Source organism: Thermomonospora cellulosilytica (assembly GCF_014138835.1).
Taxonomy (GTDB): domain Bacteria; phylum Actinomycetota; class Actinomycetes; order Streptosporangiales; family Streptosporangiaceae; genus Thermomonospora; species Thermomonospora amylolytica.
Genome location: NZ_JACJII010000001.1, coordinates 1682029 through 1706561, shown reverse-complemented (window position 1 = coordinate 1706561; position 24533 = coordinate 1682029). Strand labels below are relative to the sequence as shown.

The following is a 24533-nucleotide window of genomic DNA, read 5'->3' as shown; positions in this document are numbered from 1 at the left end:
CGCGGACTTGCGGCGGGACGACGGGCCACCGCCGGAACGGCTCCGAGCAGGGGACCAAAGGCCCCTTCCTCCGGCTGGTCGGCTCTGTCTCGGAGAAGAGGAAACGCCGAGGGTGGGAAGTACCAGCGATGAGGAGGCGGTGGGCGATGAGCCGGTGGGTGCTGTCCTATGACGGCTACGACCCCGCGGCCGAGGGGGTCAGGGAGGCGCTGTGCACCCTGGGCAACGGGTATTTCGCCACGCGGGGGTCGGCCCCTGAGTCGTCCGCCGACGGCGTCCACTACCCCGGGACGTACATCACCGGATGCTACGACCGGCTGGTCTCGGAGGTCGCCGGGCGGGCGGTGGACAACGAGGATCTGGTCAACACGCCGGACTGGACGGCGCTGACGTTCCGGGTCGCCGAGGGATCGTGGTTCTCGGTGGACGCCGCGGCCGAGGCCGGGCGGCTGTTGTCGTACCGGCAGGAGCTGGACATGAAACGCGGCGTGCTGACCAGGTTCGTCCGCTTCCGTGACGAGGCGGGGCACCGGACCCGGGTCACGCAGCGGCGGCTGGTCTCGATGGACGAACCGCACCTGGCGGCCATGGAGACCATCATCGTCCCGGAGAACTGGAGCGCCCGCCTGCACGTCCGCTGCCCCCTGGACGGACGGGTCGCCAACCGCGGCGTGACCCGGTACCGGGATCTGGAGGGCCGCCATCTGACAGTGGACGGCCTGACCCGGCACGGCGACGACATCCTGTGCCTGCGCACCACGACCAGGACGTCCCGCATCGGTATCGCCACCGCCGTGCGCGTGCGGACCTCACCCGAGGCCGGACGCGTGACTCACACCGAGAACGACCATGGCGTACAGGAGATGTTCCTGGACTGCGTGCAGGGCGTCCCGGTCACGGTCGAGAAGACCGCGGCGATCGCCACCTCCCGGGACCATGCGATCGAGGAGTGCCGGATCGCCGCGGCCCGGTGGGCGCGGCGCGCGGGCCCGTTCGACGACCTGGTGGAACGGCATGTGCTGGCCTGGGACCAGGTGTGGCGGCGCTGCCAGATCAGCGTGGACGTCGAGGACGCCCAGCGGATCCTCAACCTGCACATGTTCCACCTGCTGCAGACCGTGTCCGAGCACACCGTCGACCTGGACGCGGGCGTGCCGGCCCGGGGTCTGCACGGCGAGGCATACCGGGGGCACGTGTTCTGGGACGAGCTGTTCATCCTGCCGTTCCTGAACATGCGGTTCCCGGAGATCGCCCGCGCTCTGCTGATGTACCGGTGGCGGCGCCTGCCCGAGGCCAGGTGGGCCGCCCGCCAGGCCGGGCACCGCGGTGCGATGTACCCCTGGCAGAGCGGCAGCGACGGCCGGGAGGAGACCCAGCGGCTGCACCTCAACCCCCGCTCCGGCCGCTGGCTGCCCGACCACTCGCATCTGCAACGGCACGTCGGGCTGGCCGTCGCCCACAACGTGTGGCGTTTCCACGAGGCCACCGGCGACATCGAGTTCCTCGCCGAGTACGGCGCCGAGATGCTGCTGGAGATCGCCCGTTGCTTCGCCGACCTGGCCGCCTATGACCGGGCCGCCGACCGCTACGAGATCCGCGGCGTCGTGGGGCCCGACGAGTACCACGACGGCTATCCCGACCGCGCCGAACCCGGGCTGGACAACAACGCCTACACCAACGTCATGACAGCCTGGGTGCTGTGCCGCGCCCTGGACGCCCTCGCCCTGCTGCCCGAGGACCGCCGCACCGAGCTGCGCGAACGCCTGGCTCTGACGCGTGAGGAGATCGAACGCTTCGACGACGTCAGCCGCAAGCTCAAGGTGCCCTTCCACGACGATGTGATCAGCCAGTTCGACGGCTACGAACGCCTGGCCGAACTCGACTGGGACCGCTACCGGGCCGTCTATGGCGACATCCGCCGCCTGGACCGCATCCTGGAGGCCGAGAACGACACCGTCAACCGGTACAAGGTCTCCAAGCAGGCCGACGTTCTCATGCTCTTCTACCTGCTGTCCCCCGAGGAGCTCGACACGATCCTCACCCGGCTCGGGCACCGCTGCGACGCCGACCTGATCGACCGGACGATCGGCTACTACCTGCCCCGCACCTGCGACGGGTCCTCGCTCAGCGCCCTGGTCCGCGCCTGGATCCTGGCCCGCGTCGACGGCGAGGACGCCTGGCGGACCTTCCTCGACACCCTGCACGGCGACATCGCCGACAGCCGGCGCGGCACCACCGCCGAAGGGATCCATCTGGGGGCGATGGCGGGCAGCGTCGACCTGGTCCAGCGCTGCTATGCCGGGATCACCACCCGCGGCGACGTCCTGCACCTCGACCCCCGGCTGCCGCCCGCCGTCACTTCGCTGAGCCTGGGCCTGCGCTACCGGGGCCACTGGGGCATCGACCTGACCTGCCGCCACGACCGCCTGCGCGTCCAGCTGCGCCCCGGCGCCGCCTCCCCCGTCCAGATCGCCTACCGCGGCCGAGTCGTCACCATCGAGCCCGGCAGCTTCTGGGAGACGGAGGTCAGGGCCGATCCGGCCGGATCACCGCGACCGGACAGCGCGCGTGGTGCAGCATCGCGTGGCCGACCGACCCCAGGAGCAGGCCGGTGAAGCCGCCCCGGCCCCGGCTTCCGACGACCAGCAGATCGGCGCCTGCGGACGCCTCGGCCAGCGCACGAGCGGCCCGTGCGTGCACGACCTGCCGTACCACCGCGACGTCGGGATGCCGCTGCCGGTGACCCGCCAGGCTCTCGGCCAGCGCGCGCTCCTGCTCGACGGCCAGCAATGCCGGGTCGTACACCAGCGGCTGCATATCACCGGGACCGGTGGAGATCGGGTGCGTGAAGGCCAGCACGGCGCGGACTCCGGCGCCGCGCAACGCCGCCTCCTGGAACGCGAACCTCACGGCGGACCGGCAGCTCGTCGAGCCGTCCACACCCACGACCACTTCGCCCGGGGCCCGGCCGACGGGAGGGCGTACCGCCACGGCCGGACACGGCGCGTACGAGACCACCTGCAACGCGGTCGAGCCGAGCAGAGCGCCCGCGATCCCGCCGACGCCGGTGGAGCCCACGACCACCATGTCCGCATCCTGTGCGGCCTCCAGCAGCACCTTGGCGGGGCCGCCCGGGATCAGGTCGGCCGAGACCTTCACCGCGGGCTCCGCGGCCGTGGCCGCGGCGACGGCCTTGGCGAGCACGGCGCGGCCGTTGTCGTGCAGCCATTCCCGCACCGCACTGACGCGCGGATCCGCCGGGACGTCGAACAGCCAGGGCACGACGGCGTGGACGATGCGCAGCGACGCGTCGTGCAGGCGTGCCTCTCTGGCGGCCCATTCGACGGCGTCAAGGCTGATGCCGGAGCCGTCGACCCCCACGAGTATCTGCTTCATGATCCAACGCTAGACAGGTGGTGCTCGGCTCAAGGCAGGCCTTCGGTCCCGGTTTCGCATGCCGATGGTCACCGTCTGCCGGGCGATCCCCCACCCCTTTCCGGTTCGCTTTCGGTCGCGGAGATCGCCGCCCCGCCGCCGGGCGATGCTGGAGGCGGTCATCCGTGTGCCCGAGGATCGGGCCGGTCGCCGAGGTGGCGTGCGGACGGGCGCCGGTCCCGGCCGGGATCGGCGTCACCGGCAAGGCCGGTCTTGCGGCGGTGCCGCGGTGTCGTCAGCTCGCAGGCGATGGAGTCCGTCCAGGCTCCGATGGCGTCCCAGTCGCGGAAGTCCCCGTACCGCCCGCCGATCGCCCGGACCACCAGCCGCCCCACCGGCGGGTAGTGGTCGGGGGCCACCACTCCCGAGAAGACCCGGTGGTCGCGCGGCGCGAGCGCGTGGCGCGCGTCCGGGATCTGCCGGGGCTCACCGTAGTGTGCCGCCAGCAGCCGTCCTATCGGGCCGGTCAGGCTGTCGCGGAGCCCCACGCTGAACAGCCACAGCGGCCGGCGGGCCAGTATCTGGGCATGCTCGTGCAGGTAGCCCTCGGCCTGCGGCATCCAGTCCATGTGATGGACGGCGCTGCCGACGATCACGGCCGCGTACCCGGTGGGGTCGGCGGCCGGCCCGGCGCGGCGGGCCTGCGCGCGCAGCCCGGCCCGGCGCAGCCGCGCGGCGATGAACCCGGCGATCTCCTCGGTGGAGCCGTGCAGGCTCGCATAGGCCACCATCACGCTTTTGGGAACGTCCATAACTCCACTCTGCGGCCGGTGCCCGTTCACGCCAAGGGCCGAAATCCCCGATAAGGCGTGGGCCAGACGGCGGTCCGGCAGGGCTTCGTCCCTGTCAGGGGGCCGGTACGACCACGGTCGGGCAGTGGGCGTGGTGCAGAACCGCGTGGTTGACCCGGCCCAGGGCCATGCCGATGCGGCCCTGCCTGCGACGGGCTCCCACGACGAGCAGGGCGGCGCTCTGCGAGGCGGTGATCAGCGCGCGGGCGGGCTTGTCCTCGGGGAGTTCGCGGGTGAGGGGCAGGTCCGGATACTTCGCCGTCCAACCGGCCAGCGCCTCCGACAGCTCCATCTCCTCCCCGATCCGCTGCCGCGGCGAGCCGTACCCGGTGTAGACGGCGTGCAGCGCGGTGAGGGGAACGCCACGGCGGTCGGCCTCCGCGAACGCCCAGCCGAGCACGTGGTCGGCCGGATGCTCCTCGTCCACGCCCACGACGATGCGCAAGGACGCTCGCTCCGGGTCGGGAGCGGTCTGCGGGATCACCATGACCGGGCAGGTGGCGTACGCGGCCACGTGCAGGCTCACCGAGCCGAGCAGCAGCCCGTCGAAGCCCCCCGTGCCCCGGCTGCCCACGACGAGCAGCGCCGCGTCCCTGCCGGCCCGGACCAGCGCCTGCCCGGGTTCCTCGGCCAGCAACTCGGTCCGCATGTCCAGGTCCGGGCTCCGTGCCAGGACGGCGGCCGCCGCCTCGTCGAGCCTGCGAGAGCGCTCCGCCCGCAGCCGGGCCAGAGCGGCCTCGGGGAACACCGTCCCGTCGTCGCCCAGGAGCGCCGAGGCGTGGACGAGTCGCAGTGGCACACGGTGGATCTCCGCCTCGGCCGCAGCCCACTTCAGGGCACGCAGGCCGTGGTGCGAGCCGTCCACGCCGACGATGATCGGTTCCTTCATGACGAGTCTCCCTGAGGATCGATCCGGCAGCTCGTCTGCGCCACCGGATGCTTTTCGGTCACGGTATGAACCACGCGCGCCATCCCCCGGGGCCGGAGGTCCTTCGGTGGGCGGGCGAAAGTCCGGACACGCCGAAGACCCCAGAGCACGGTCCGGGGCGTCGGCGTGAGCGGTCACTTGAGGATGGGGAGCCTGCGCACCAGGGGGAGGCGGCCCCACTGCCGGCCGAGGCCGAGGGTGTCGCCGGCGCCGACCAGGGCCAGGCCGACCAGGACGAGTGCGTAGATCAGGTGGTCGTCCATGAAGGGGTTGTTGTCGGGGGGCAGGACCGCGGCCCACATCATGACCATCAGCGCGGCCCCGGCGGTCGCCGCCACGCGCATGCCGATGCCCAGCGCCAGCGCGGTGCCGATCCCGGCCAGGCCGAGCATGAACAGCCAGTCGGCCCACACCGCCCCGGCCAGGCCGTGGTAGAAGCCCTCGAACGGGCCGGCCGGGGTGTTCTTCAGGAATCCCTCGGTGGGGCTGCCGCCCTCGATCCACGCCTTGGCGGCGGGGGTCCCGTGCCCGAGCCCGAAGGTCTTGTCCAGGAACGCCCACACGAACACCCAGGCCAGCGCCAGCCGGGTGATCGCCCAGGTGTAGCGCGCGGCGGGGGTCTCGGTCACCGTCGCCGGAACGGGCAGGGGGAAGCGGGTGCCTGCGCGGTGGTCGTGGTGTGCTCTGCGCTCGGTGACGGCCATCGTGCTCACCTTTTCTCTGGTGGGGGTTCATCTGGATTCAGTGAACCCCGCCGCTCCCCGCCCGCCGCAGAGCCGAGTGGGCCGTCTCCCCGGGTCTTTGGTCCCACGAGCAAGGGACGACCGGACCGTTGCGCGGGCGGCCGCGCTCTTGGCGGTGGCGACGGATGCGGCCACGCCCGCCGGGATCGGGCGGCCGCCCCGTGTCCGGAGCTGTATGGCCGGTGCTGCGGGGAGCTCAGCGGTCGCGGTGGAGCGGCACCCGCCACACCAGCGTGGTGCCGCCTTCGGGGCGGTCACGGGTGAGGAAGCTGCCGCCGAGGCGTTCGGCGCGGTCGGCCATGTTGCGCAGGCCGCTGCGCCGCCCTTCTTCGGGGATGCCGACGCCGTTGTCGTCGACGCGCAGCACGAGATCGTCGCCGACGTCGACGGCCACGCTGACCTGGCCGGCCCGGGCGTGGCGGGCCACGTTGGACAGTGCTTCGCGGGCCACGGCGACCAGCTGGTCGGCCAGGTCGTCGTCCACCTCGGTGTCCAGCAGGCCGTCCAGCCGCACCGAGGGGGCGAAGCCCAGCTGCTCGGCGGCGGCGTCGACGACGGCGTGCAGGCGGCTGCGCAGGCCCTCCTCCTCGGGTCCGGTCTGGAGGGCGAAGATGGTGGAGCGGATCTGCCGGATGGTGTCGTCCAGATCGTCGATCGCACGGCGGACCCGCTGCGACACGTCCGGGTGCTCGATCAGCTTGGCCGCGCTCATCAGCGTCATCGCGGTGGCGAACAGCCGCTGGATGACGGTGTCGTGCAGGTCCTTGGCGATCCGGTCGCGGTCCTCCAGCAGCGCCAGGCGCTCGGCGTCGCGGCGGCGTTCGGCCAGTTCCAGCGCCACCGTCACCGGGCCGGCGAACGCCTCCAGCAGCCGCAGGGTGTCGTTGCCGAACGCCGCGCCGCCGGGCGTGCCCGCCACCGCGATGACGCCCCGCACCTCGCCGCCCTCGCCGAGCGGGACCATCAGCACCGGGCCCACCGGAAGGCCGGGCATCACCTCGGCCGTGCCGGGATGCCCGTCGGCCAGGACCTGCGACTCGCCGGTGTCGCAGACGGCGGCGGCCACCCCCTGGTCCAGCGGGACGCGCAGCCCGTGCAGCCGGTCGGCGTCCGGCCCGGCGGCGGCCCGGACCACCAGCCGGGAGGCCGTCCGGTCGAGCAGCGACACCGTGGCCAGGTGCGCGTCGCAGATCTGGCGGGCCCGTTCGGCCACCAGGCCGATGACCTCGCCCTGGTCGCGGCCCGACAGCAGCGCCGTGGTGACCTCGCCGGAGGCCGCCAGCCACCGCTCGCGACGCCGCCCCTCCTCGTACAGCCGGGCGTTCTCGATCGCCACGCCGGCGGCGGTGGCCAGCGCGGTGACGACGATCTCGTCCTCTTCGTCGAAGTCGCCGCCGCCGGCCTTCTCGGTCAGGTAGAGGTTGCCGAACACCTCCTCGCGGACCCGGACCGGCACGCCCAGGAACCGCCGCATCGGCGGATGCCCCGCCGGGAAGCCGTGGGAGTCGGGGTGCTCGGTCAGGTCGTGCAGCCGCAGCGGCCGGGGGTCCTTGATCAGCAGGCCGAGGATGCCGTGGCCGTGCGGCCAGTGCCCGATCGCCTCAATCTCCTCCTGGGACACCCCGACCGTGACGAACCGGACGAGGTGTTCCCCCTCCTCGCCGATCACGCCGAGCGCGCCGTACCGGGCGTCGACCAGTGTGGTGGCGGCCTTGATGATCCGGTGCAGCACCGTCTCCAGATCCAGGTCGCCGCCGATGGAGACCACCGCCTCCAGCAGCGCGTGCACCCGGTCCCGGGTCGCCACCACGGTCTGCAACCGGGCCTGCAACTCCGTCAGCAGGTCGTCCAGCCGCAGCTGCGGCAGGATCAGCCTCGCCCGGTCCTCGTCCGGTCCATGATCAGCGGACACGGCAGCCAGTCTAGGTCGAAGCGGGACCTTGGTCCCAGGGCCGCCCGACGTTCGGCCTCCTCCCGGAGGGGTACCAGCAGATACCGTCGTCGCGTCAGCGCCGCCGACACGGGAGGACCACCGCCATGACCACGCCGCCCCCTGTGTCGGGCCGTCCGATCCGGGTGTTCCTGATGGACGACCACGAGGTCGTGCGCCGGGGCGTGGCCGCCCTGCTGTCGGCCGAGGACGACATCGAGATCGTCGGCGAGGCCGGTTCCGCCGACCAGGCGCTGGCCCGCATCCCCGCGGCCCGGCCGGACGTGGCGGTGCTGGACGTGCGGCTGCCGGACGGGGACGGGGTGAGCGTCTGCCGGGAGATCCGGTCCCGGATGCCCGAGGTGGCCTGCCTGATGCTGACCTCCTTCGAGGACGAGGACGCGCTCTTCGACGCCGTGATGGCGGGCGCTTCGGGGTACGTGCTCAAGCAGATCCACGGCTCGGACCTGGTCGGCGCCGTCCGCACCGTCGCCGCCGGAGGATCCCTCCTCGACCCGGTCAGCACCGCGAAGATGCTCCAGCGGGTACGCGAGCGCGCCACCCGCAAGGACCCGCTCGCGGCGCTGACCGACCAGGAACGCCAGATCCTGGAGCTGATCGGCGAGGGCCTGACCAACCGGCAGATCGGCGAGCGCATGTTCCTGGCCGAGAAGACGGTCAAGAACTACGTCTCCAACCTGTTCGCCAAGCTCGACATGCGCCGCCGCACCCAGGCCGCCGCCCTGGCCGCCCAGCTCAAGGCCTCCCGATCCGGAAGCCGGCGGGACACCGACGGCTGACCCGGGGATCCGCCGACGGCCGTCGGAGTCCGGGACTTTGGACCCTGGGGACGCCCGCCGCGCCCCGGCGAGACTGAGGGGCATGCCGTTCGACACCGGGGGCCTGGAGATCCTCGAGCACACCGAGTGCCTGTCCCTGCTCGCCCGGGCGCCGCTGGGCCGGATCGTGTTCACCGACCGCGCCCTGCCGGCCGTTCTGCCCGTGAACTTCGCCCTCGACGGCGAGGATGTGATCATCCGTACCGGTGCGGGATCCAAGCTGGCGGCCGCCGCCCGCAACGCCATCGTCGCGTTCGAGGCCGACGACTACGACCCCGCCACCCGCACCGGCTGGTCGGTCGTCCTGGTCGGCACGGCCCGGGTCGTGACGAACCCCGCCGAGCTGGCCAGGCTGCGGACCCTGCCACTGGAACCCTGGGCGCCCGGCCCCCACGACGACTTCATCCGCATCCGCGCCGGCCTGCTCCCCGGCCGCCGCATCCGGCACGGCGCCCCGGCCTCCTGAATCCGCACCCCTCAGGCGGAACGAGGCGGAGGCGTCCCGCTCCCCGCGGGGTGCCCGTCCGAACCCGCCGCACCCGGGCTCTCGTCCGCGCGAGCCGCCCCTCCGCCGGGCCGCGCGGACCGGCGGAGGGGCGTAAGTCCATCGCACGAAGGGACCTGTCATCGCCAACGGACGCCGCTCTGAGGACATTCGTCCCTGCTCACGCCCACGGGCCAGGACCGATCCTGGACTCATGAGCACCGACGGGAACAGGCTGCAGGCCCTCGAACGCCGCGAATGCCTCGATCTGATGGGCACCGTGCCCATCGGGCGCGTGGTCTTCACCGACCACGCGCTACCGGCGGTCCGGCCGGTCGCCTTCGTCCTGGACGGCGAGGACGTCGTCATCCGGACCGCCCCCGGATCCGAACTCGCCACCGCGCTGCGCGGCGCCGTCGTCGCCTTCGAGACCGACGACTTCGACCCGGCCTTCGCGACCGGCTGGTCCGTCACCGTCGTCGGGCAGGCCCGTGTCGTACGCGACCCCGGCGAACTCCGCCGCCTGGCGGAACTGCCCCTTCAGCCCTGGCCGCCCGGTCCGCACCCGCACTACATCCGCATCAGCACACAGCGGATCTCCGGCCGCCGTCTGCGTCCCGCCGCGGCCGGGACCGGAACTGCGGCCGGGCGGTGCCCGCGATGAACGGTCCTGAGACCAGGCGGATCCCGCGCAAGCCTTACGTCAGAGAGCTTCTCCGGCTCCAGGCCGAACTGGTGAAGATGCAGGAATGGGTACGCGTCGAGGGCGCCCGCCTCGTCGTGGTGTTCGAAGGGCGTGACGCGGCCGGCAAGGGCGGCGCGATCAAGCGGATCATCGAGTACCTCAACCCCCGGCTCACACGGATCGCGGCATTGCCCGTTCCCACCGAGCGGGAGCGCACCCAGTGGTATTTCCAGCGGTACGTCGAACACCTGCCCGCCGCCGGCGAGATCGTGCTGTTCGACCGCTCCTGGTACAACCGGGCCGGCGTCGAGCGCGTCATGGGCTTTTGCACCGAACAGGAGTACCGGCGTTTCCTCCACCAGTGCCCCACGTTCGAACGGCTTCTCGTGGAGGACGGGATCCTGCTGCGCAAGTACTGGTTCTCCGTCAGTGACCGCGAGCAGGAGCGCCGCTTCCGCGCACGGCTCGACGATCCCCTGCGCCGCTGGAAGCTGTCCCCGATGGATCTGGAATCGCTCAGCCGCTGGGAGGACTACTCCCTCGCCAAGGACGACATGTTCGTCCACACCGACATCCCCGAAGCCCCCTGGTACGTGGTGGAGGCCGACGACAAACGCCGCGCCCGGATCAACATGATCGCCCATCTGCTCTCCACCGTCCCCTACCAGGATGTGGAGCCACCCGAACTGGAGCTTCCCGCCCGTCCCCCGTCCAAGGGCTATCGCAGGCCGTCGCGCGACACCCAGACCCACGTTCCCGACCATGCCGCCGGCCTCACTTCCGGTGACCCATTGTGACCCCGGTCCGATCTGGGCGGCCGGAACGGAACGTACGGCCGAAAGCCCCTACCCCGACATCCGCCAGTGGACGCGGCGATCTGCAATCTGCGGATCGCCGTCGCCTGCGCGGGGCGGCCGACGTCCGGCTGCTGTCCACGCCAGGCGACCGGCGCCACGTCACCACCGTGCACGTCGGCGGGCTTTGCCAGGCCGACCTCGATGAACAGGGGGTGCGCTGTCATCGGACGGCGGCGCTCCAACCGTCATCCGTCGCTCCGTCCGCGAGAGCCGATCAAGCGGCGGCGCCAACGTTGCAATCCTTCGCCACCTCGCGCGAGCACTGCATCACAGCGCCGTTCACCGGATTCCAAGCCGCTCACGCCCCGCCGTTGGCGCAAGGGCAGCCGTCCTCCAACAGTCGGTTGAAACGAACACTTCCGCCACCGGCACCAGTCGGGCAGCACAACCACCAGACATGATCATGTCCTGCGGAGGGCACAGAGACGGAGACGGTTGGTGTAGCCTGGTGGTGAACACAATCCGCTTATCGGCTTCTCGCTCGCGAGTGAGCTGGGTCTTCGCAGGTCAGCACAGCGCTCAGGCGGTGTGACCTGAAAAGCGGAAGGTCGGCGGTTCGACCCCGCCCCTGCCCACCCCAATCCCACCAACACCCTCTGACCAGCAGAAGTGTGGTCGAGGGTACTTTGGTTTCCAGCTCTGGAATGCCGTCAGGCGGATGCACGACGCTCGAACACCTTCCGCCTATAAGCTTCCGTACCCATGGTGCCGCCTCGCAGGTCGGAACGGTTCCACATGCATGCAGCACCTTGAGCGTGGCCGGGACGACATCGGCGAACTCACGGCGCAGCGGCGCCTCGCCCCAACCCGACGGCAACAGCGCTGCGCCAATCCCGGCGAACGACTCCAGCAACGCCACGGCCAGTTCCACCGGACGTCCCAGCAGGCCGGTGTTTTTCACCGCCATCAGCCGGGCTCCGCTCACCTGCACCAGACGAGCGGCCATCGTCCATGCCACCACCGTGTTCAGCCCCGGGCAGTTCCGCACTCGACGCGGTCCTGAAGACCTGACCCCCGATCTTCGGGTCGATCTGATCACCGGTGTCCAGGAGCGCCACCAGTCCTCGGACGTCGGCCAGCGTGAGGCGACCCCTCTGGGTGAGCCTGCGGCCCGTGCCCACCCAGCCGACAAGCGCCCGCACCTGCCCGATCAACTGAGACTCGGCCGCGCCCGTCTCGATCTCCCGCACTTCGCTTTCCAGGGGTCGTCCCCGTGATATCGCCGACCACCCTGTTCCCCGCGGGATACCCGGTGCCTCGCCGCACCTCGGGGTATCCGCTGTCCTTCCACCGTATCGACGGGGCACATGATCCACCCATGCCGCAGATCCTGGGCCGACGCGAACCGGGCGGCCTTGCTTCAGAGCCCTGCTTGGTCGAAGCGTCTGAGCAGACTGGGCTTGCGTTGATGCCGTTCCCGCAGAGCCCGCAGGCGCCCGGCGAAGTCCTCACCGCGGTCCTGTCGGCGAGCGAGCGCCCGCAGGTCGGTGAGGACGGCGACGGCCCGGTCGTAGTCACGGGGCCTGGTGGTGGCGATCAGCTCGTCCACCTGCCGCCAGGCGTCCTCCTGACGGCCGGCCAGGTCGTCCAGGCGCTTTTCATGGGCGGCCGCCGCCTTCGCCTCCTGGCGGGCCCATTCCCGTTCCAGCCGCTCGGCTTCCGCCCGCTCTCGTGCTGCGGTGAGCTCGCCGGCCGCCTTCCACAACTCGCCCGCCGTACGCGCCCCGGCCTCGGCGGCTCCTTCGTCGTGCGGCCGTTCGGCACGGAACCGACGTTGCAAGATCCTCTGAACCCGGGTGCCCTCGCCACTGGCGACCTGGGCCAGTAGCCGGTCCTTGTCCGTGTGCGGCAGCCCCTTGACCCACTCGGCCAACTCGTCCCGTTCCGGCATGCCAGACGTGCCGCCCACGCTGGCCCGCGCGGCCACCGAGAGCAAGTCCCGATCGATCCGCAGGAAGTCGGCGACGGCGCGCAACGGCGCGCTGAGCATCCGCAGATTCGGCGGCACCAGCGGCTCCAACTCGTCATCGTCGATCTCGTCCGCCTGCACCGCCAGCAGCCAGCCGAGATACAGCAGCCGCAGATCCCCCGCCGCCAGCTCCGCACGCACCGGGACGATGGAGGCCAGCCGTCCCTCGGGCTCCTCCCAGTAGTCGTCAGGGTCCTGGTCGGAGTACAGGCTCACGATCACGTCATCCCCGGACGTCCACACCGACGCGGCATCGGTGTGGCAGTACCGCTCGGCGACGGTCAGATCGATCAGGTCACGCGGAACGCGGAACATCAGCTGCCGGGTGCCCCAGTCGGCCAGATACAGGAACGCGTCGAAGTAGCGCTCCATCATGGCCCGGGGATCACCCCGGAAGTCTCCCCAGTGATACTCGTTGACGAAGCTCGTCGCCGTGATCCGCGCCCGGGTCGACAACACCCGCAACTCGGAACGCTCCCGCTCGCCCAACGGCCGGTCGACCGCGCAGAACTCGTAGTACTGGTACTCGCTCAAACCGCACAGACTCCGCTCGCGAAACCCGAAGGCCAGAGCGCCTACCCGGGTCCCTTCGGACCCATCATGCCGAACCGGCCACGAAAAGAGGACGCGATACCCGCCGCCGAAATCACCGTTGCCTCACCAGTCATGTGGCGCACGACCCACAACCCTTCGGCAGTCACGCCCTCCCGTCCGTGTGGTCGTAGGCGGAGAGCAGCTCCTCGATGAGGGCCGTAAGCGAGCCGGCGATCGTGGCTGGATCCTCGAGGACGCCGACGGCCTGAACGGCCAGGGTCGCCAGGGGACCGTCCGGGTCGGTTCCGTGATCGCGGAGTGACTGGATGGCCTGGTGGGTCGTCTCCCGTGAAAGCGGGTGTACGGCGAGTTCCGCGAGGCGCCGGGCAAGTGGTTCCGGGTCGGTGGCCTGCAGCAGGCGCAACACGTCGAGTCCGTCCTTGGCCTGAAGCCGCGCCTGACTGCGTCGTTCCTCCACTTTGATCACCTTGGCGATCAGGAGCGCTGCGGGACCTGCGACCCGTATGGCGAAAGTGCGCTCGTCGGTGTCTTCGAGGGCGGACAGTTCTCGTTCTTCGAAGTCCACCAGTGCCGCTTCGAGTCCCGTGGTCCGGCGGGCCACGCGGTTGCCATGGCGCGGCAGGCGTGCGCCACGTCGTCCGCCCGAGCCGCTCAACGCCTCGGGCACCATCAAGTCGACCGCCACACCATGGGCGCCTACCCATGATCCGGGATTGGAGCCGGGGAGGAAGCCGGCCGTGCGCAAGGCGTCTTCGAGAAGGGGTTCGTCGCGGAGGCGGTCAGGTGCCAAAGCGATGTCCGCGTCCGTGGTGGTCGGGGCGACTGCGAGGTCGGCGTCTCCGGTGTGCAGGTACACGGCTTGAGCGCCCACCAGGACGATGGCTTCGCGGTGTGCGCCCAACGCATCGAGCGCGTCGAGCAGAACACGCCGGGCGAGCACGTACTCCTGCGATGGCCCGCCTTGGCTCACAGGGCCCACTCCTTGTCCTTGATCGCTAGGAAGTCGAGAAGCTGCCGGCCTTCTTCTGGAGAGCGGCCTGGGCCAGTGAGCAGGTCGACGACCGTCTGGCCGGGGCTGACATAGCGCACCTGCTCACGCTCGACGGACTCTCGGTAGACGACCCGATCGAAAGGTTCGACGAGCAGCACGTTGGCTCCGCGCTCGGCCGGGCGCAGTCTCAGATCCCGCCGTGCATCCACGGCGTCATCGACGAAGATCGTGAGCAGTGTGAGCGGCGCGACCGCGGTGGCGTCCGCAGGCAGGTGAGCGCGCAGTGCCGCCGCACCGGTCACCGCATACGGCTGGCGGAAGGTCGTGAGGTCTCGGAGGAGCCGGTCGACGCCCCGAGGTGCCAGCATCGGCACCGCGTTGTTGGCCGTCATCAGCCCGTAATCCTGCGCCCACCGGTATGCGAGTGATCGCTTGTGCACCGTGACCACCGTGCCCTCACGGTCTCTTTCGATCAGGTTCTCGCGGACCAGAAGGTCGAGAACTCGTGAGCTCGTCGCGGCACCGACCTGTGACCTTGACGCCAGTGTCCGCACCCCGATGGGGACATGGTCGTCGAGCAGGAACCGGACGACCCGCCCCGCGCCCGGGCCTCGCAGGGAGCGCAGCCGCCGGTCCTTCGCGCTGGTGTAGGGATTCCTGTCGGCCCCTCTCCGCTCCACGAAGAGAGCGGGCCGATCCAGCTGCACACGGAGGTTGCCGGTGGCGTCGTACCAGCCCGTGTGAGCGTCTGCGAGCAGATCCCTGGTCCGCGGCGACAGGTAGGGGGCAACCACCATCCGTCCCTGACCACCGCCTTCTCCCTTGCCGTCGACCTGCTCATACCGTTCGAGCTGGTGGAGGGTCGCCGGCACATCACGAGGTTCGATGTTCGCCTTGGCCTCGACAAGGATCCGGCCGCGGCTCCCGTCCGGCCCTCGGAGCTCCAGCACCAGATCAGCTCCTTGATCGCCAAGGGCTGCGGGTCCGCGCAACACCTCCAACTCCCACCCGTGCGGAAGAACTGAACGGAGCTCCTGCGCTACCGCATGCAGGAGCTCTGTTCCGCGTGGAGGCTCGTTCCGCAGCACGCGGAACAGCCTACTATGCGGAACGCCAGGCTCTCCGCCCTATCTGAGCATCGTCTCCGCTGCTCCATCTGCGAGAGCAGCCCAAGCGGCGCCGACACAGCACCCACCAGCTACTGAAGCCCAAGGGCCCGCTACGGTTCTTCGGCGAGAACCTCTGTCAGCAAGTCGAAGCGCAGGGCTTCCTGGGGAATTCGTCGCCCTGTGACGAGCAGTCTGATCGCCGTACCGCGCATCGAGTCCGGTAGCCATCCAGCCAGCCTGCACGCCTCGGGCTCGGTCATCTTCGGGCCGCTGCGCGAAGGCTGCTCGGCGAGCAGCTCCCACAGGCGAACGGCAGGTCCGGACGGCACACCGGTGCTTGCGGTGATATCGCAGGCGGCGACGGCGATGGCGAGGCCCGCGGGATCAAGGTCCCCGAGATAGTCGAGGCGGGTCACGGTGAAGGGAAGGTCTCTGATCGACTTCAACGGTGCGGTGTTGCGGCCCTGAACCCAGGCGACCGCGATCCAGCGTGGTGTCGTCTGGTGGCGCAGGACGCGCAGGAGTGAGCGGAAGGTCGCGTGGTTCTCCACGCACACCACAGGGCCGGGATCGCCGATGCTCGACACTGCTGGCTCCCAGGTGAGGGGCGTGGCCAGCCGTTCGCATCGGAGAAGTTCAAAGGTCAGCCTGCCCGGGCCCCAGAGCATGGCCCCGCCCCTTGGTGGAGAGGAGTCGAAGGCCTTCTCATCTCCGATGAGTTCGTAGGCCCGTTCGGCCGCGGCGACAATGGGCGTCTTTCCACCATCGGTGCGCCGCAGCCAGTCATTCACCGCGATGAGGAGCCGCCGTTGTACGGGGGACAGCTTCAACGTGGCCGCCCATGCAGCCAGTTCCGGGCGCAGCGGTACGCCGATGGTGGCGAGTCCGTTCGACCGGGCCACCTGCGGCAGCACGATCGCCTTCGGCAGGATCGTCGCTCCGTGCCGGACGGTGGTGCGCGTCACCGACCAGTGCCCCTGCTCGTCTCCACGCCGCAGGGTGTCTTTCACCAGTTCTGGAACCATCGCGGGGTCGGTGTTGGGAACGAGGTTCCTGATCGCCCTCGCCACTTCCTGCACACTGCGCCGCCCTCCTCGGCCATCGGGGTCGAGGGCCTTGACGAGCGCATTCAGGTCCACGGCGCTCATTCGCCGAGCACCGCGTTCACGTCGCGTTGGATGAGCGTCAGGTCGACCAGCTCGCGGGTTCCGCCGTCAACGATCATCACCTTCTCGCCGGACGAGGGGCGGGAGCGCCGGGAGAGGGTGATCGTGCGGTCGAACATCGACAGCGCCCCCTTGTCCTTGGGGGCGGCGGTGAACAACAGCTGGAGACCGAGCTGGTCGGCCACCCGCCGCATGGTGCGCACGAACTGGTCGGCCGACGCCTGCCCGAACGGGTTGTCCAGCCACAGCCATCCCGTCGAGGTGGCGTCGCCGTAGGCCCGGACCCGGGTCATCGTCGCATACAGCAGCACCCCTGCGGTGACCCGCTGCCCGCCGGAGAAGTTCTTCAGCTCGCTGACGTCGACCCGGTCGAGCGACAGGTCGGTGTGCGGCTTGAGGATCCGCACCCGGAAGGGCGCGTCCACAAGCGCTCGCGTCGCCGCGAACAGCAGCGCCTGCGCGTCCGTCCTCCCCGCCCCGGGAGTCAGCAGATCATGAACGACGCGGCTGACCCGGTCGACGGCCACCGAGTCGTCATCGGGCACGCGTTCATGGTCGATCACCACGAACCGCTGCCGGGACCAGTCGCCGAGCCCTTCGGGAAGGCGCGACTGGTTCTGATAGGCGCGCAGCCGTTGGATGGCCGTCGCCGCCTGCACGTGCAGCATCATCGCGCAGGTCCGTACATTCTCATCATGTCGCTCCAGGTCGTCGCGCAGCGAGAGCACACGCTGTTCGAGCTGCTCCGCGACGCCCTCCGCCTCGGCGGCGATGCGCTCGTCGGCACGGAGACGAAGGATCAGCTCGGCGAGATGGGCATCGGCCTTCTCCTCGACCCGCCGGGCATGCGCACCGTTGGCCTGCGCGCGGACCGCGCTCACCGAGCCCTGCAGCTCACGCTCCGCCTCGGTGAGATCGTCGCTCGCCTGCCGCAGGCGCCGCGTCACCTCACCCGCGCGTTCGACCAGGCCATTGACGTTCTCGGCAGGGCGCCCGGTGAGGTGGGCGTCGGCCAGGTGGCGCAGGGCTTGAACGGCTGCTTTCACCAGCCCCATGTCACCATCTGCTCGCCGGACGACATCCTGCGCCCTGTTGGCGAGCTCTTCCTCCCTGCGCTGGGTGATCAGCAGTCCTCCGGCGAGCTCGTCGAGCTCGTTCGCCGCTCGGAGGGCGTCGTCCGGTTCTACGACCTGACTCGCCGACGGGTATCCCTCCACGTCCGGGGATGATTTATCGGAGCTTCGATCGTCGGCTTCACGTTGGAAAGCTCTCGCTGCCGCGGCGGCCTCGGCCTGCGCCCTTGCGTACCTCTCTCGAGCTTCCGCCTCGGCTTCGGCAGCGGTCTGGATGGACTGGTTCAGCGCCACCGGGTGGCGAGCACCGTCGCTGTCGGCGAACTCCTCGGCAAGCGCCCGCGCATCGGGGTCGAAGTTGAGGTCGGCCTCCAGATCAGCCAGTCTGCTCCGCGTTCGCTCAACCTCCTTTCGGACGTCTGGGTCTGTGGCCGCATGAGCCAGCGCATCCTCGATACTGCGCAACTGTGCACGAATGACCCCCTCCTCGCTGTCCGGCACAGGCCCATCTCGTTCTGGAGAGAGCTTGGCCTTGCGCAGGGCCTCGGCGGCGTCAGCCTCTTTTCTCCGAAGATCCTTGGCAAGCTCGGTGAGCGTCCGGAGGAGTTCTTCCTTCTGTTGCTTGGCCTCGTCCAGCCGGGTCAACTCGATCTTGGCATCGGCAAGGGCCCTGCGCAGGTCGGGCAGTTCAGAATGGGCTGCGGCCAGCACTCTGGCCGCAGAGATGACAGGAGCGAGCAGCCGGCGCTTGTCGCTTACCGTGTCGAGGGTTTGCTGGGCGCTATCGCGCTCCTCTTCAAGCCCTGTCTTACGGAGGATCAGCCCGTCCAACCGCGTTGCGGCCTCCTCCTGGTCCTTCTCGGCTTCCCGGACCCGACGCCAAGCTCCCTCGATCGCTTGGTCGATCTCCTTGCGCGGGTCGTCGGGGAAGTCCGCCCAGAATTGGCGGAGTGTCGCCAGCATGTTCTGTGCGTCGGTGGCCTGGCCAGAGGCGGTGTCGAGCCGCTGCGTCGCCTCGGCCAGCACTGCTCTCGCCTGCTCCACCATCACAGCCGCCGCGTCCCGGTCGAAGGCGCCCGCAGGCGGCAGCAGGACTCTCGCGCGGGTTCCATCGCCCTCGCTGTTCGACGGGCCATCGGTGCGGGCGGCTTGTTCATCGACGACCGCCCCGATCCAGACCGCGACATCGGCGCCGGCATCTTCCATAGAGCTCATGGCCTGCTCTGCGGCCCGGTCGAGCATGTCCGGGTGGGCCACCACCACTCCGGAGGCGATGTCCGGTCGGGCCCGTGCGAACAACTCGGCGGCCTCCGCGGTCATCGTGTCCGCGAGCCAGCGCCAGCCGGACCAGGCGGGAACCTCTGCGTCCTGACACCGCCGGACGATCTGCTCGACCAGCGCCGACGGAGGCAGCAGCCCGTCGGCGCCCACGCTGTCCAAGGTGCGCCGCGCGGCGGCGATCGCCTCTCGTGCTTCGGCGGCCTCCGCGTTGGCCCGGGCGGCTCGGTCGACAAAGGCGTCGGTGATGTGCGGACGGACCGCCCATACGTCGGTGGCCGGGTCGCCGATGACGTCCAGGAATCGATCGTCCCTTACGATCGCGTCAACGCGCCGGGCCAGCTCGTTCCGCCGCCGCTCGGCCGCCCTGGCATCGACCAGCGCGTCTTTCGCTCGCCTGTCGGCTGACTCGATCACCTCGCGCTCGGCTGTGATCAGTTGCTCGACGTTCTTCAGTGTCGCTGTGATGGCGTCCCGGTCGGCACGCGTCCTCGCCATGCGCTCGGCGAGTGTGGCGTCGAAGACCGCCGGGTCGGCTCCCTCGGGGAGCACGTTCGCGGCGACGGCCCCGGCGATCGTCTGCTCGGAGTCCGCGATCTGCTCGTGGACTCGTTCTTGTTGCGTCAGCGCGGTGGCGCGTGCGGCAACAGTCTTCCGGATGCGTTGCTCGACACCGCTGAGTTCCTCATGCTCTTGAGAGAGTCTCCGCTCGAACTCGGCGGCTTTCTCAGCCGCCTGATCGCGTCGATGGGTGAGCAGCCTGGCGAGATCTCGGCGATGTCTGGCCTCGGCTTCTCGCAATTCGGCGGTCTCCATCTCAGCCGAGTGGATCAACTCATTGAGCCCGGCAAGGCGTGCGGCACACTCCCTGGCTCCGACCACTTTGGTGACGAGTTGCCAGGCGGCCAACCTGCGCACGGTCTCATCCCGCGCGCGTTTCCGCTCGTCTGCAACCGCGGCCGCCGCCTGGGCGCGCAGCTCTGCCGCGCGTACCTGCATGCGAAGACGATGCGCCTGGGCACGCCGTAGCGTCGCCGTCACATCGCGACGTCGCTTGTCATGCTCGGCATGATGCCGCCGGGCCTCCTCCTGCTCGGTGGTGAGCCTGGCGATGGTCGCGTCGGCCTCGGCGACAATGGCGGCCCCGTCTGCTCGGGCGGCTGCCAGGGTTCGATGGCGGCCTTCCACCTGCTCGTGCTGAACGGCCATGTTCAGCAGAGGCTCGAGGAGCCGTTCCCAGAAGGCGAGCTCCTCCGTCCAGCGCGGTCGTGCGGCCGCGTTGGCCCGCAGGGCCTCGATCCCGCGCGCGATCTGTTCGACGGTGGCCGCAGGTGTGATCGCGCCGACGAGCCAGCGCACGAAGTCGTCGGAGTCGGTGAACCGCATGACCCTGTCGACACCGCCTTCGGAGGCGTTCATCATCGCCTGAAAGCGCACCTGTCCGAGGTCGATGCCGGCGGCCGTCAGCCACTCCTGCCACCTGGTCTGATGATCGGAGGGCCCATACGAAGGCAGGACTCCGCCCTCGGGAAGCACCTCGCGCAGAGCCACGATGAATTGGGGGCTCGTCGCCCACCGGCCGACCGGGGTGCGGAACGGCAGGTGGTCGATCGTCGGGCCATTCCCATCGGTCACCCAGCCGTAGAAGTTCCGCTCCAGCTTCGAGGGATTGTCCAGGTCCTGAGTGCCGCCGTCCAGCCAGTGGGCCACCATTCCTGTGACGACACGCTGAAGCTCGCCGTTCACCCGGCGGGTCGCCTGTTCGACGACGTGACAGACGTCGCCGGAACCCACGAGCTTGGCCAACGAGCGATCAGAGTCTCCGCGGATGAAATCACGAGGATGCGGTTGATAGAGCGCGAACCGCAGTGCCGTGATCGTCGATTTACCCGTCCCGTTGTCCGCCCACAGAGCGGCGTGGCCGGTCGGCTCGAAAGGATCGGACCAGTCGATGGTCAGACCTTCCATGCGCGACTCCGGATAGCCGGCCCCCGCCAGGTACGTCCGTTCCAGCCGCCACCCGCTCTGCATCACATATCCTCCGTCCCCGCCGCATCTGCAGGAGGTCGATGACGCACGAGCGTCTGCCAGACGAGCGGGCCACCACTCGCCGCCACATGAGCGCGGAACCGATCGGTGGATCGCCAGACCTTCAGGTCAGGCCGTGGCGGCGGTACGGTCCTGTCCTCTACCAGCAGACCCGACTCCGCCAGCATGACCAGGACGTCCTCGCACATACGCACGGTGCAGTCGCGTTTGAGGACCCCCGTCGGGGTGGTCGCCACCTGCTTGCGGTTGTGCACGTACTCTCGCCATGCCTCACCCAGTCGCTCGTCAAGTTCGGTTTCTCCGGCTTCGACGGCGGTGCCGTGCTCGCGGATGAGCCGGTCCACATCGATCGCCGTGACACGGCGGGTGCCCGGTTCCCGGACGGCACGGGCGTTCGGGTAACACCACGCCGCCACTGCGCCGAGCGCGACCCCGTAGACCTGACGATCGGCGACGCCTCGGATGCGCAGCCACCGGCCAGTGTCGGAGACGGCCAGCGGCGAGTCGGCCTCCGCCGTCAGCACGAGCCCGCTGGAGCGGTCGGCGGTCAGCACCCGGACGCCCAGCCCTTCGGCGAAGGCGTCGAAGGCGGACCGCAGATCCGGATCGGTGTGGTAGCGGTCGATCAGCATCCGATACGTGTCATGGCGGATCGGCGACGCCGAAGAGTCCAGCGCGTACCGCAACAGGAAGCCCACGTCGCGCGCGTCATCGCGGAAGGTCATGGCGATCACCTCTCCGGTGCACGAGCAGGTCGGGCAGATCCAGGTCGGGCAGGGACCTGCGGGTTCCGTCGTCCACCGCCCACCAGTCGTCACCGTCCCGGGGCCTGCCGTCGGGCCGCCACAGCATCATCGCTTCCAAGGCGAGCAGCAGCCTCAGCCGCAGCCGTGCGACCTCGGGCGAACCGGCCAGCGCCGCCAAGCCGCCGACCAGTTCAGAATCGGGGTGTGAGAACAAGGCGTCCACGTCGGCCATCAGCTCCGACAGCCGAGCCTTGGTCCCAGGGGTGACTTTTCGAGACCTGATCACATAGGCGGTGTCATGGAAACGCTCGGGGAATTGCTCATACAGCCCGTCCACTCCCGCGAGCGGCTCATCGCATATCGGCGCTCCCAGTTCCTCCACCACCGGCCTGCGCGGCGCAACGAACCGATCGGCCAAGCCAGCAACATCGAGCAACCGGCCCGCCAGTGGTGGTGACAAGTCGGCGCCCGGCGGCAGGGGAGCATCGCTGAGCACCGCAGACAGCACATCCCGAGTCGGGTCGACCGCACTGATCGGAAGGGCGGTGAACGCCTGGGCCGCCTGGGCGTTCCGCCAGCGTGGAGCCGCACCGATCACATCCGTCTGAAGCTCGGCCAGGGTCCTGACAGCCTCCCCCAGCCGAGACGTCGCCATGCTGAGCTGCCGCACGGCCGCTGGATCCTGCTCCTCGGAGGCGTCCGCCCGCAGCATCTCCAGATGACGCAGGAAGGAGCCGTCGATGCGTATCCGGCGCTCCAGATGAGCGGTCGCGGCCGCCAATTCAGGACGCAGGACGCTGACGTAGTCGACCCTGGTCACATCCCGCTCGGCCTCGCCCAGCATGCGCCGTACGTTCGCCGCGTAGGTGCGCGACAAGGTCACCGCGTCCTCCGCCGACTGGATCGCCGCGTCGAGACGCCCGCTCTCCGCCTGGGCGCGCATGACGGCGATCACCGCCTCATGCTCGTCCTCCAACGACCGGTTGGTGGCGATGAGCAGCAGCGCCACCGCGGTGTTGTCGACGTTGACCTGCAGCGACTCCCCATCCGCGGCGAGCGTTTCATACAGCACACGAACCTGCTGGGTGCGGGTCTTCCAGCCGTCGGCGGGATCGGCGTACTCGACGGCGAAGTACGGTGACGACTCATCGTGACGCAGCAGGTGATCCAGAACGTGCGCGGCGACGTGCCGGTGCTCTTCAACGGGGCGGTCCGGCGCCATGGCCCCCGCCGCCCGTGTCATCTCGGCCAGGACCACCGTGCGCGGTGTCCCGAGATTGCCGTCCAACCCCGACGAAACAGCGACCGCGTCCACAGTCAACTGGACCAGCGCGATCAGGTCGTAGGCCGCCCAGTCGACCCCGGACGGATTCCGAGCCCGGTACAGATGAAGATCGAAGATGGGGGACAGGTGAGCAAGCGCACGACGCCGCCTGGTGGCGGTGCGCATCAGCGACGGCGCACCCGTCCCGTCGCTCACCGCGCCGCCCCCGGCAAGGGAGGCCTGTGATCACACTTCACCACAAGTCAGACGGTACGCCGCCCCTCCGACATTTCGCTGTGAATTGCACAATCTTATAACGCTCAGGACAAGCCCATGGTCGTGACCAACCAGGTTGAACGCGCAGGGTCCGGCGGATCGTGATCTTGTTGGCTGCTGTCGTATGGGCGGATAGGTGATGTCGGCCCACACCTGCCGAGCTGACACCCGAGCCGTCCCAGATGTCGGGACTGCGTCAGATTCGGCGGACGGGTGACAACCTGATCTTGATGGTGCCGCCGCACCCATGCGCAGGCAGTTACACGAATCCCGGCGCCGCTGCCCGGCCTGCGGCCTTGGATGGGCGTGGTGTCTTTCCGCCGTATCCGGCCGCATCCCCGGTGGGGTCCACAATGATCGGCATGTGCGTTGCCGGTTGGAGGGTGCGGCCCAGAGCTTGGATCAGGGCAGCGGATCGTAGTTCAGGGAGAAGCTGCGTCTGATCCACGCTTGGACTGCCTCACGGTCGCTCCGGTCGGGCCGCTCGGGGCCCTCCGCCGCCTCCCGCCGCCGGGCGGCCCACGCCGAACGGTCATGGGCCTCGGTCAGGCGGCCCCCACGAAGATCAACTCATGCAGGTCGGCGTACTTCCAACCCGCTTGGAAACCCATATGGACGTAGAACCCGCTGTCGAAGTCACGTCCGATCAGCAGCCCGCCGGTGAACGGGACGGGGACGTCCAACCCGCTGTACTTCGGATTCGGATCAACGTAATCCGCGGACCCCGCGGATCCGTCGGGGAGGAGGTCGTGGACTTCCTCGGGATCCTCGGGCTCGTCGGGGAGGACGCCGAAGACCTCCGGCCGTTCGTCGTCCAGGCCCAGCCGCAGCCCGGTCAGTTTCAGTGCGCCGTCCACGATCGCGTATTCGGCCAGATACCCGCGCCAGCAAGCCGTCGAGATGGGCCGGACCCGGAGCCCGAGGGCGGTGGGATCGAAGAGGCCCGTGCCGTTGGCGCCGGCCAGAGCGTATGACTTGCCCTGGTAGGTCACTTCGTCGGGGATCTGCCCGGTCACGTCCTCAGCCTAACCAGGTTGAACGCGCCGGGCCTGGTCGTCACCAGGGTTCGATGGTCAGGCCGGTCTCGGTCAGGCAGCCGCCGCCCGCCTCCGTCCGTTCATGCCCCACCACCCTCACCACAAAACTGCATCTTTGAATGGAAAGGCCAATCCCGGTCATAACTGCCAACACAGGGTTACTGGAAGCACACAGGCTCTCCCGTCTGATGCCGAGCTGGCAGCCGTCCCTGGCTTCGACTCACACTGCGCTGGGTACAGGGATGGGGACGGCTCGTGTAACCTGGTGGTGAACACAATCCGCTTATCGGCTTCTCGCTCGTGGGTGAGCTGGGTCTTCGCAGGTCAG

The 24533-nt window shown here is 69.7% G+C and carries 18 protein-coding genes and 1 tRNA gene; 6 read left to right on the top strand and 13 right to left on the bottom strand.

The features are described from left to right. Positions 1-146: 146 nt before the first annotated feature. Positions 147-2615: a glycoside hydrolase family 65 protein gene (locus HNR21_RS08215; RefSeq protein WP_182704709.1), complete on the top strand. Its 2469-nt coding sequence runs from the start codon at positions 147-149 to the stop codon at positions 2613-2615. Here HNR21_RS08215 and HNR21_RS08210 read toward each other — a convergent pair. The 5 genes from HNR21_RS08210 to HNR21_RS08190 form a co-directional block, all read right to left on the bottom strand. Next, positions 2527-3396, bottom strand: a complete 870-nt coding sequence (locus HNR21_RS08210; RefSeq protein ID WP_182704708.1) for a universal stress protein — start codon at positions 3394-3396, stop codon at positions 2527-2529. The genes HNR21_RS08215 and HNR21_RS08210 overlap by 89 nt on opposite strands. A 158-nt stretch (positions 3397-3554) precedes the next feature. Beyond that, entirely contained in the window at positions 3555-4187 is a 633-nt protein-coding gene (locus HNR21_RS08205) for a flavodoxin domain-containing protein (RefSeq protein ID WP_182704707.1), read from the bottom strand. A gap of 94 nt (positions 4188-4281) precedes the next feature. Next, positions 4282-5115, bottom strand: a complete 834-nt coding sequence (locus HNR21_RS08200; RefSeq protein WP_182704706.1) for a universal stress protein — start codon at positions 5113-5115, stop codon at positions 4282-4284. A gap of 173 nt (positions 5116-5288) precedes the next feature. Beyond that, a complete protein-coding gene (locus tag HNR21_RS08195) occupies positions 5289-5858 on the bottom strand; it encodes a DoxX family protein (protein ID WP_182704705.1) in 570 nt (189 codons plus the stop codon). 235 nt (positions 5859-6093) lie between these two features. After that, positions 6094-7809: a GAF domain-containing sensor histidine kinase gene (locus HNR21_RS08190; RefSeq protein WP_182704704.1), complete on the bottom strand. Its 1716-nt coding sequence runs from the start codon at positions 7807-7809 to the stop codon at positions 6094-6096. Positions 7810-7934: 125 nt separating this feature from the next. On the opposite strand from HNR21_RS08190, the gene HNR21_RS08185 reads away from it, so the two are divergent. From HNR21_RS08185 to HNR21_RS08165, 5 genes are all read left to right on the top strand, one after another. Beyond that, positions 7935-8627 (top strand): response regulator transcription factor, encoded by a 693-nt coding sequence (locus tag HNR21_RS08185; protein WP_182704703.1) that lies wholly within the window; start codon positions 7935-7937, stop codon positions 8625-8627. A gap of 82 nt (positions 8628-8709) precedes the next feature. After that, positions 8710-9132 carry a pyridoxamine 5'-phosphate oxidase family protein gene (locus tag HNR21_RS08180; protein ID WP_182704702.1) on the top strand — a complete coding sequence of 141 codons (423 nt, stop codon included), beginning with the start codon at positions 8710-8712 and terminating at the stop codon, positions 9130-9132. 232 nt (positions 9133-9364) lie between these two features. Beyond that, on the top strand, positions 9365-9814 hold the full coding sequence (locus HNR21_RS08175; RefSeq protein ID WP_182704701.1) for a pyridoxamine 5'-phosphate oxidase family protein: 450 nt from the start codon (positions 9365-9367) through the stop codon (positions 9812-9814). Continuing rightward, on the top strand, positions 9811-10632 hold the full coding sequence (gene ppk2, locus HNR21_RS08170) for a polyphosphate kinase 2 (protein ID WP_182704700.1): 822 nt from the start codon (positions 9811-9813) through the stop codon (positions 10630-10632). The genes HNR21_RS08175 and ppk2 overlap by 4 nt, the downstream gene beginning before the upstream one ends. A gap of 497 nt (positions 10633-11129) precedes the next feature. Next, positions 11130-11267 (top strand) — tRNA-OTHER (locus tag HNR21_RS08165). A 785-nt stretch (positions 11268-12052) separates the two neighbouring features. Here the strand turns inward: HNR21_RS08165 and HNR21_RS08160 are convergent. The 8 genes from HNR21_RS08160 to HNR21_RS08125 all read right to left on the bottom strand — a co-directional run bounded on the left by HNR21_RS08160 (position 12053) and on the right by HNR21_RS08125 (position 24184). Continuing rightward, positions 12053-13195, bottom strand: a complete 1143-nt coding sequence (locus HNR21_RS08160) for a hypothetical protein (RefSeq protein WP_182704699.1) — start codon at positions 13193-13195, stop codon at positions 12053-12055. Between the two features lie 163 nt (positions 13196-13358). Continuing rightward, positions 13359-14186, bottom strand: coding sequence for a GSU2403 family nucleotidyltransferase fold protein (locus HNR21_RS08155; RefSeq protein WP_182704698.1), 828 nt, complete (start codon positions 14184-14186; stop codon positions 13359-13361). Next, positions 14183-15157 carry a hypothetical protein gene (locus tag HNR21_RS08150; RefSeq protein ID WP_182704697.1) on the bottom strand — a complete coding sequence of 325 codons (975 nt, stop codon included), beginning with the start codon at positions 15155-15157 and terminating at the stop codon, positions 14183-14185. Before HNR21_RS08150 ends, HNR21_RS08155 begins: the two co-directional genes overlap by 4 nt. Before the next feature lie 269 nt (positions 15158-15426). After that, positions 15427-16464, bottom strand: a complete 1038-nt coding sequence (locus HNR21_RS08145; RefSeq protein ID WP_182704696.1) for a hypothetical protein — start codon at positions 16462-16464, stop codon at positions 15427-15429. Beyond that, on the bottom strand, positions 16461-20864 hold the full coding sequence (locus tag HNR21_RS08140) for a hypothetical protein (protein ID WP_182704695.1): 4404 nt from the start codon (positions 20862-20864) through the stop codon (positions 16461-16463). Before HNR21_RS08140 ends, HNR21_RS08145 begins: the two co-directional genes overlap by 4 nt. After that, complete coding sequence (locus tag HNR21_RS08135) at positions 20864-21607, bottom strand: hypothetical protein (protein WP_182704694.1); 744 nt, start codon at positions 21605-21607, stop codon at positions 20864-20866. Before HNR21_RS08135 ends, HNR21_RS08140 begins: the two co-directional genes overlap by 1 nt. After that, the gene (locus HNR21_RS08130) at positions 21591-23108 is read right to left on the bottom strand and encodes a hypothetical protein (protein WP_182704693.1); all 1518 of its coding nucleotides are present in this window, start codon (positions 23106-23108) and stop codon (positions 21591-21593) included. Before HNR21_RS08130 ends, HNR21_RS08135 begins: the two co-directional genes overlap by 17 nt. 605 nt (positions 23109-23713) lie before the next feature. Then, positions 23714-24184 carry a hypothetical protein gene (locus tag HNR21_RS08125; RefSeq protein WP_182704692.1) on the bottom strand — a complete coding sequence of 157 codons (471 nt, stop codon included), beginning with the start codon at positions 24182-24184 and terminating at the stop codon, positions 23714-23716. Between the last annotated feature and the right edge of the window lie 349 nt (positions 24185-24533).

Coding starts and splice junctions, on each gene's coding strand:
- HNR21_RS08215 (WP_182704709.1), top strand. CDS start 147: ATGAGCCGGTGGGTGCTGTCCTATGACGGCTACGACCCCGCGGCCGAG.
- HNR21_RS08210 (WP_182704708.1), bottom strand. CDS start 3,396: ATGAAGCAGATACTCGTGGGGGTCGACGGCTCCGGCATCAGCCTTGAC.
- HNR21_RS08205 (WP_182704707.1), bottom strand. CDS start 4,187: ATGGACGTTCCCAAAAGCGTGATGGTGGCCTATGCGAGCCTGCACGGC.
- HNR21_RS08200 (WP_182704706.1), bottom strand. CDS start 5,115: ATGAAGGAACCGATCATCGTCGGCGTGGACGGCTCGCACCACGGCCTG.
- HNR21_RS08195 (WP_182704705.1), bottom strand. CDS start 5,858: ATGGCCGTCACCGAGCGCAGAGCACACCACGACCACCGCGCAGGCACC.
- HNR21_RS08185 (WP_182704703.1), top strand. CDS start 7,935: ATGACCACGCCGCCCCCTGTGTCGGGCCGTCCGATCCGGGTGTTCCTG.
- HNR21_RS08180 (WP_182704702.1), top strand. CDS start 8,710: ATGCCGTTCGACACCGGGGGCCTGGAGATCCTCGAGCACACCGAGTGC.
- HNR21_RS08175 (WP_182704701.1), top strand. CDS start 9,365: ATGAGCACCGACGGGAACAGGCTGCAGGCCCTCGAACGCCGCGAATGC.
- ppk2 (WP_182704700.1), top strand. CDS start 9,811: ATGAACGGTCCTGAGACCAGGCGGATCCCGCGCAAGCCTTACGTCAGA.
- HNR21_RS08145 (WP_182704696.1), bottom strand. CDS start 16,464: ATGAGCGCCGTGGACCTGAATGCGCTCGTCAAGGCCCTCGACCCCGAT.
- HNR21_RS08140 (WP_182704695.1), bottom strand. CDS start 20,864: ATGCAGAGCGGGTGGCGGCTGGAACGGACGTACCTGGCGGGGGCCGGC.
- HNR21_RS08135 (WP_182704694.1), bottom strand. CDS start 21,607: ATGACCTTCCGCGATGACGCGCGCGACGTGGGCTTCCTGTTGCGGTAC.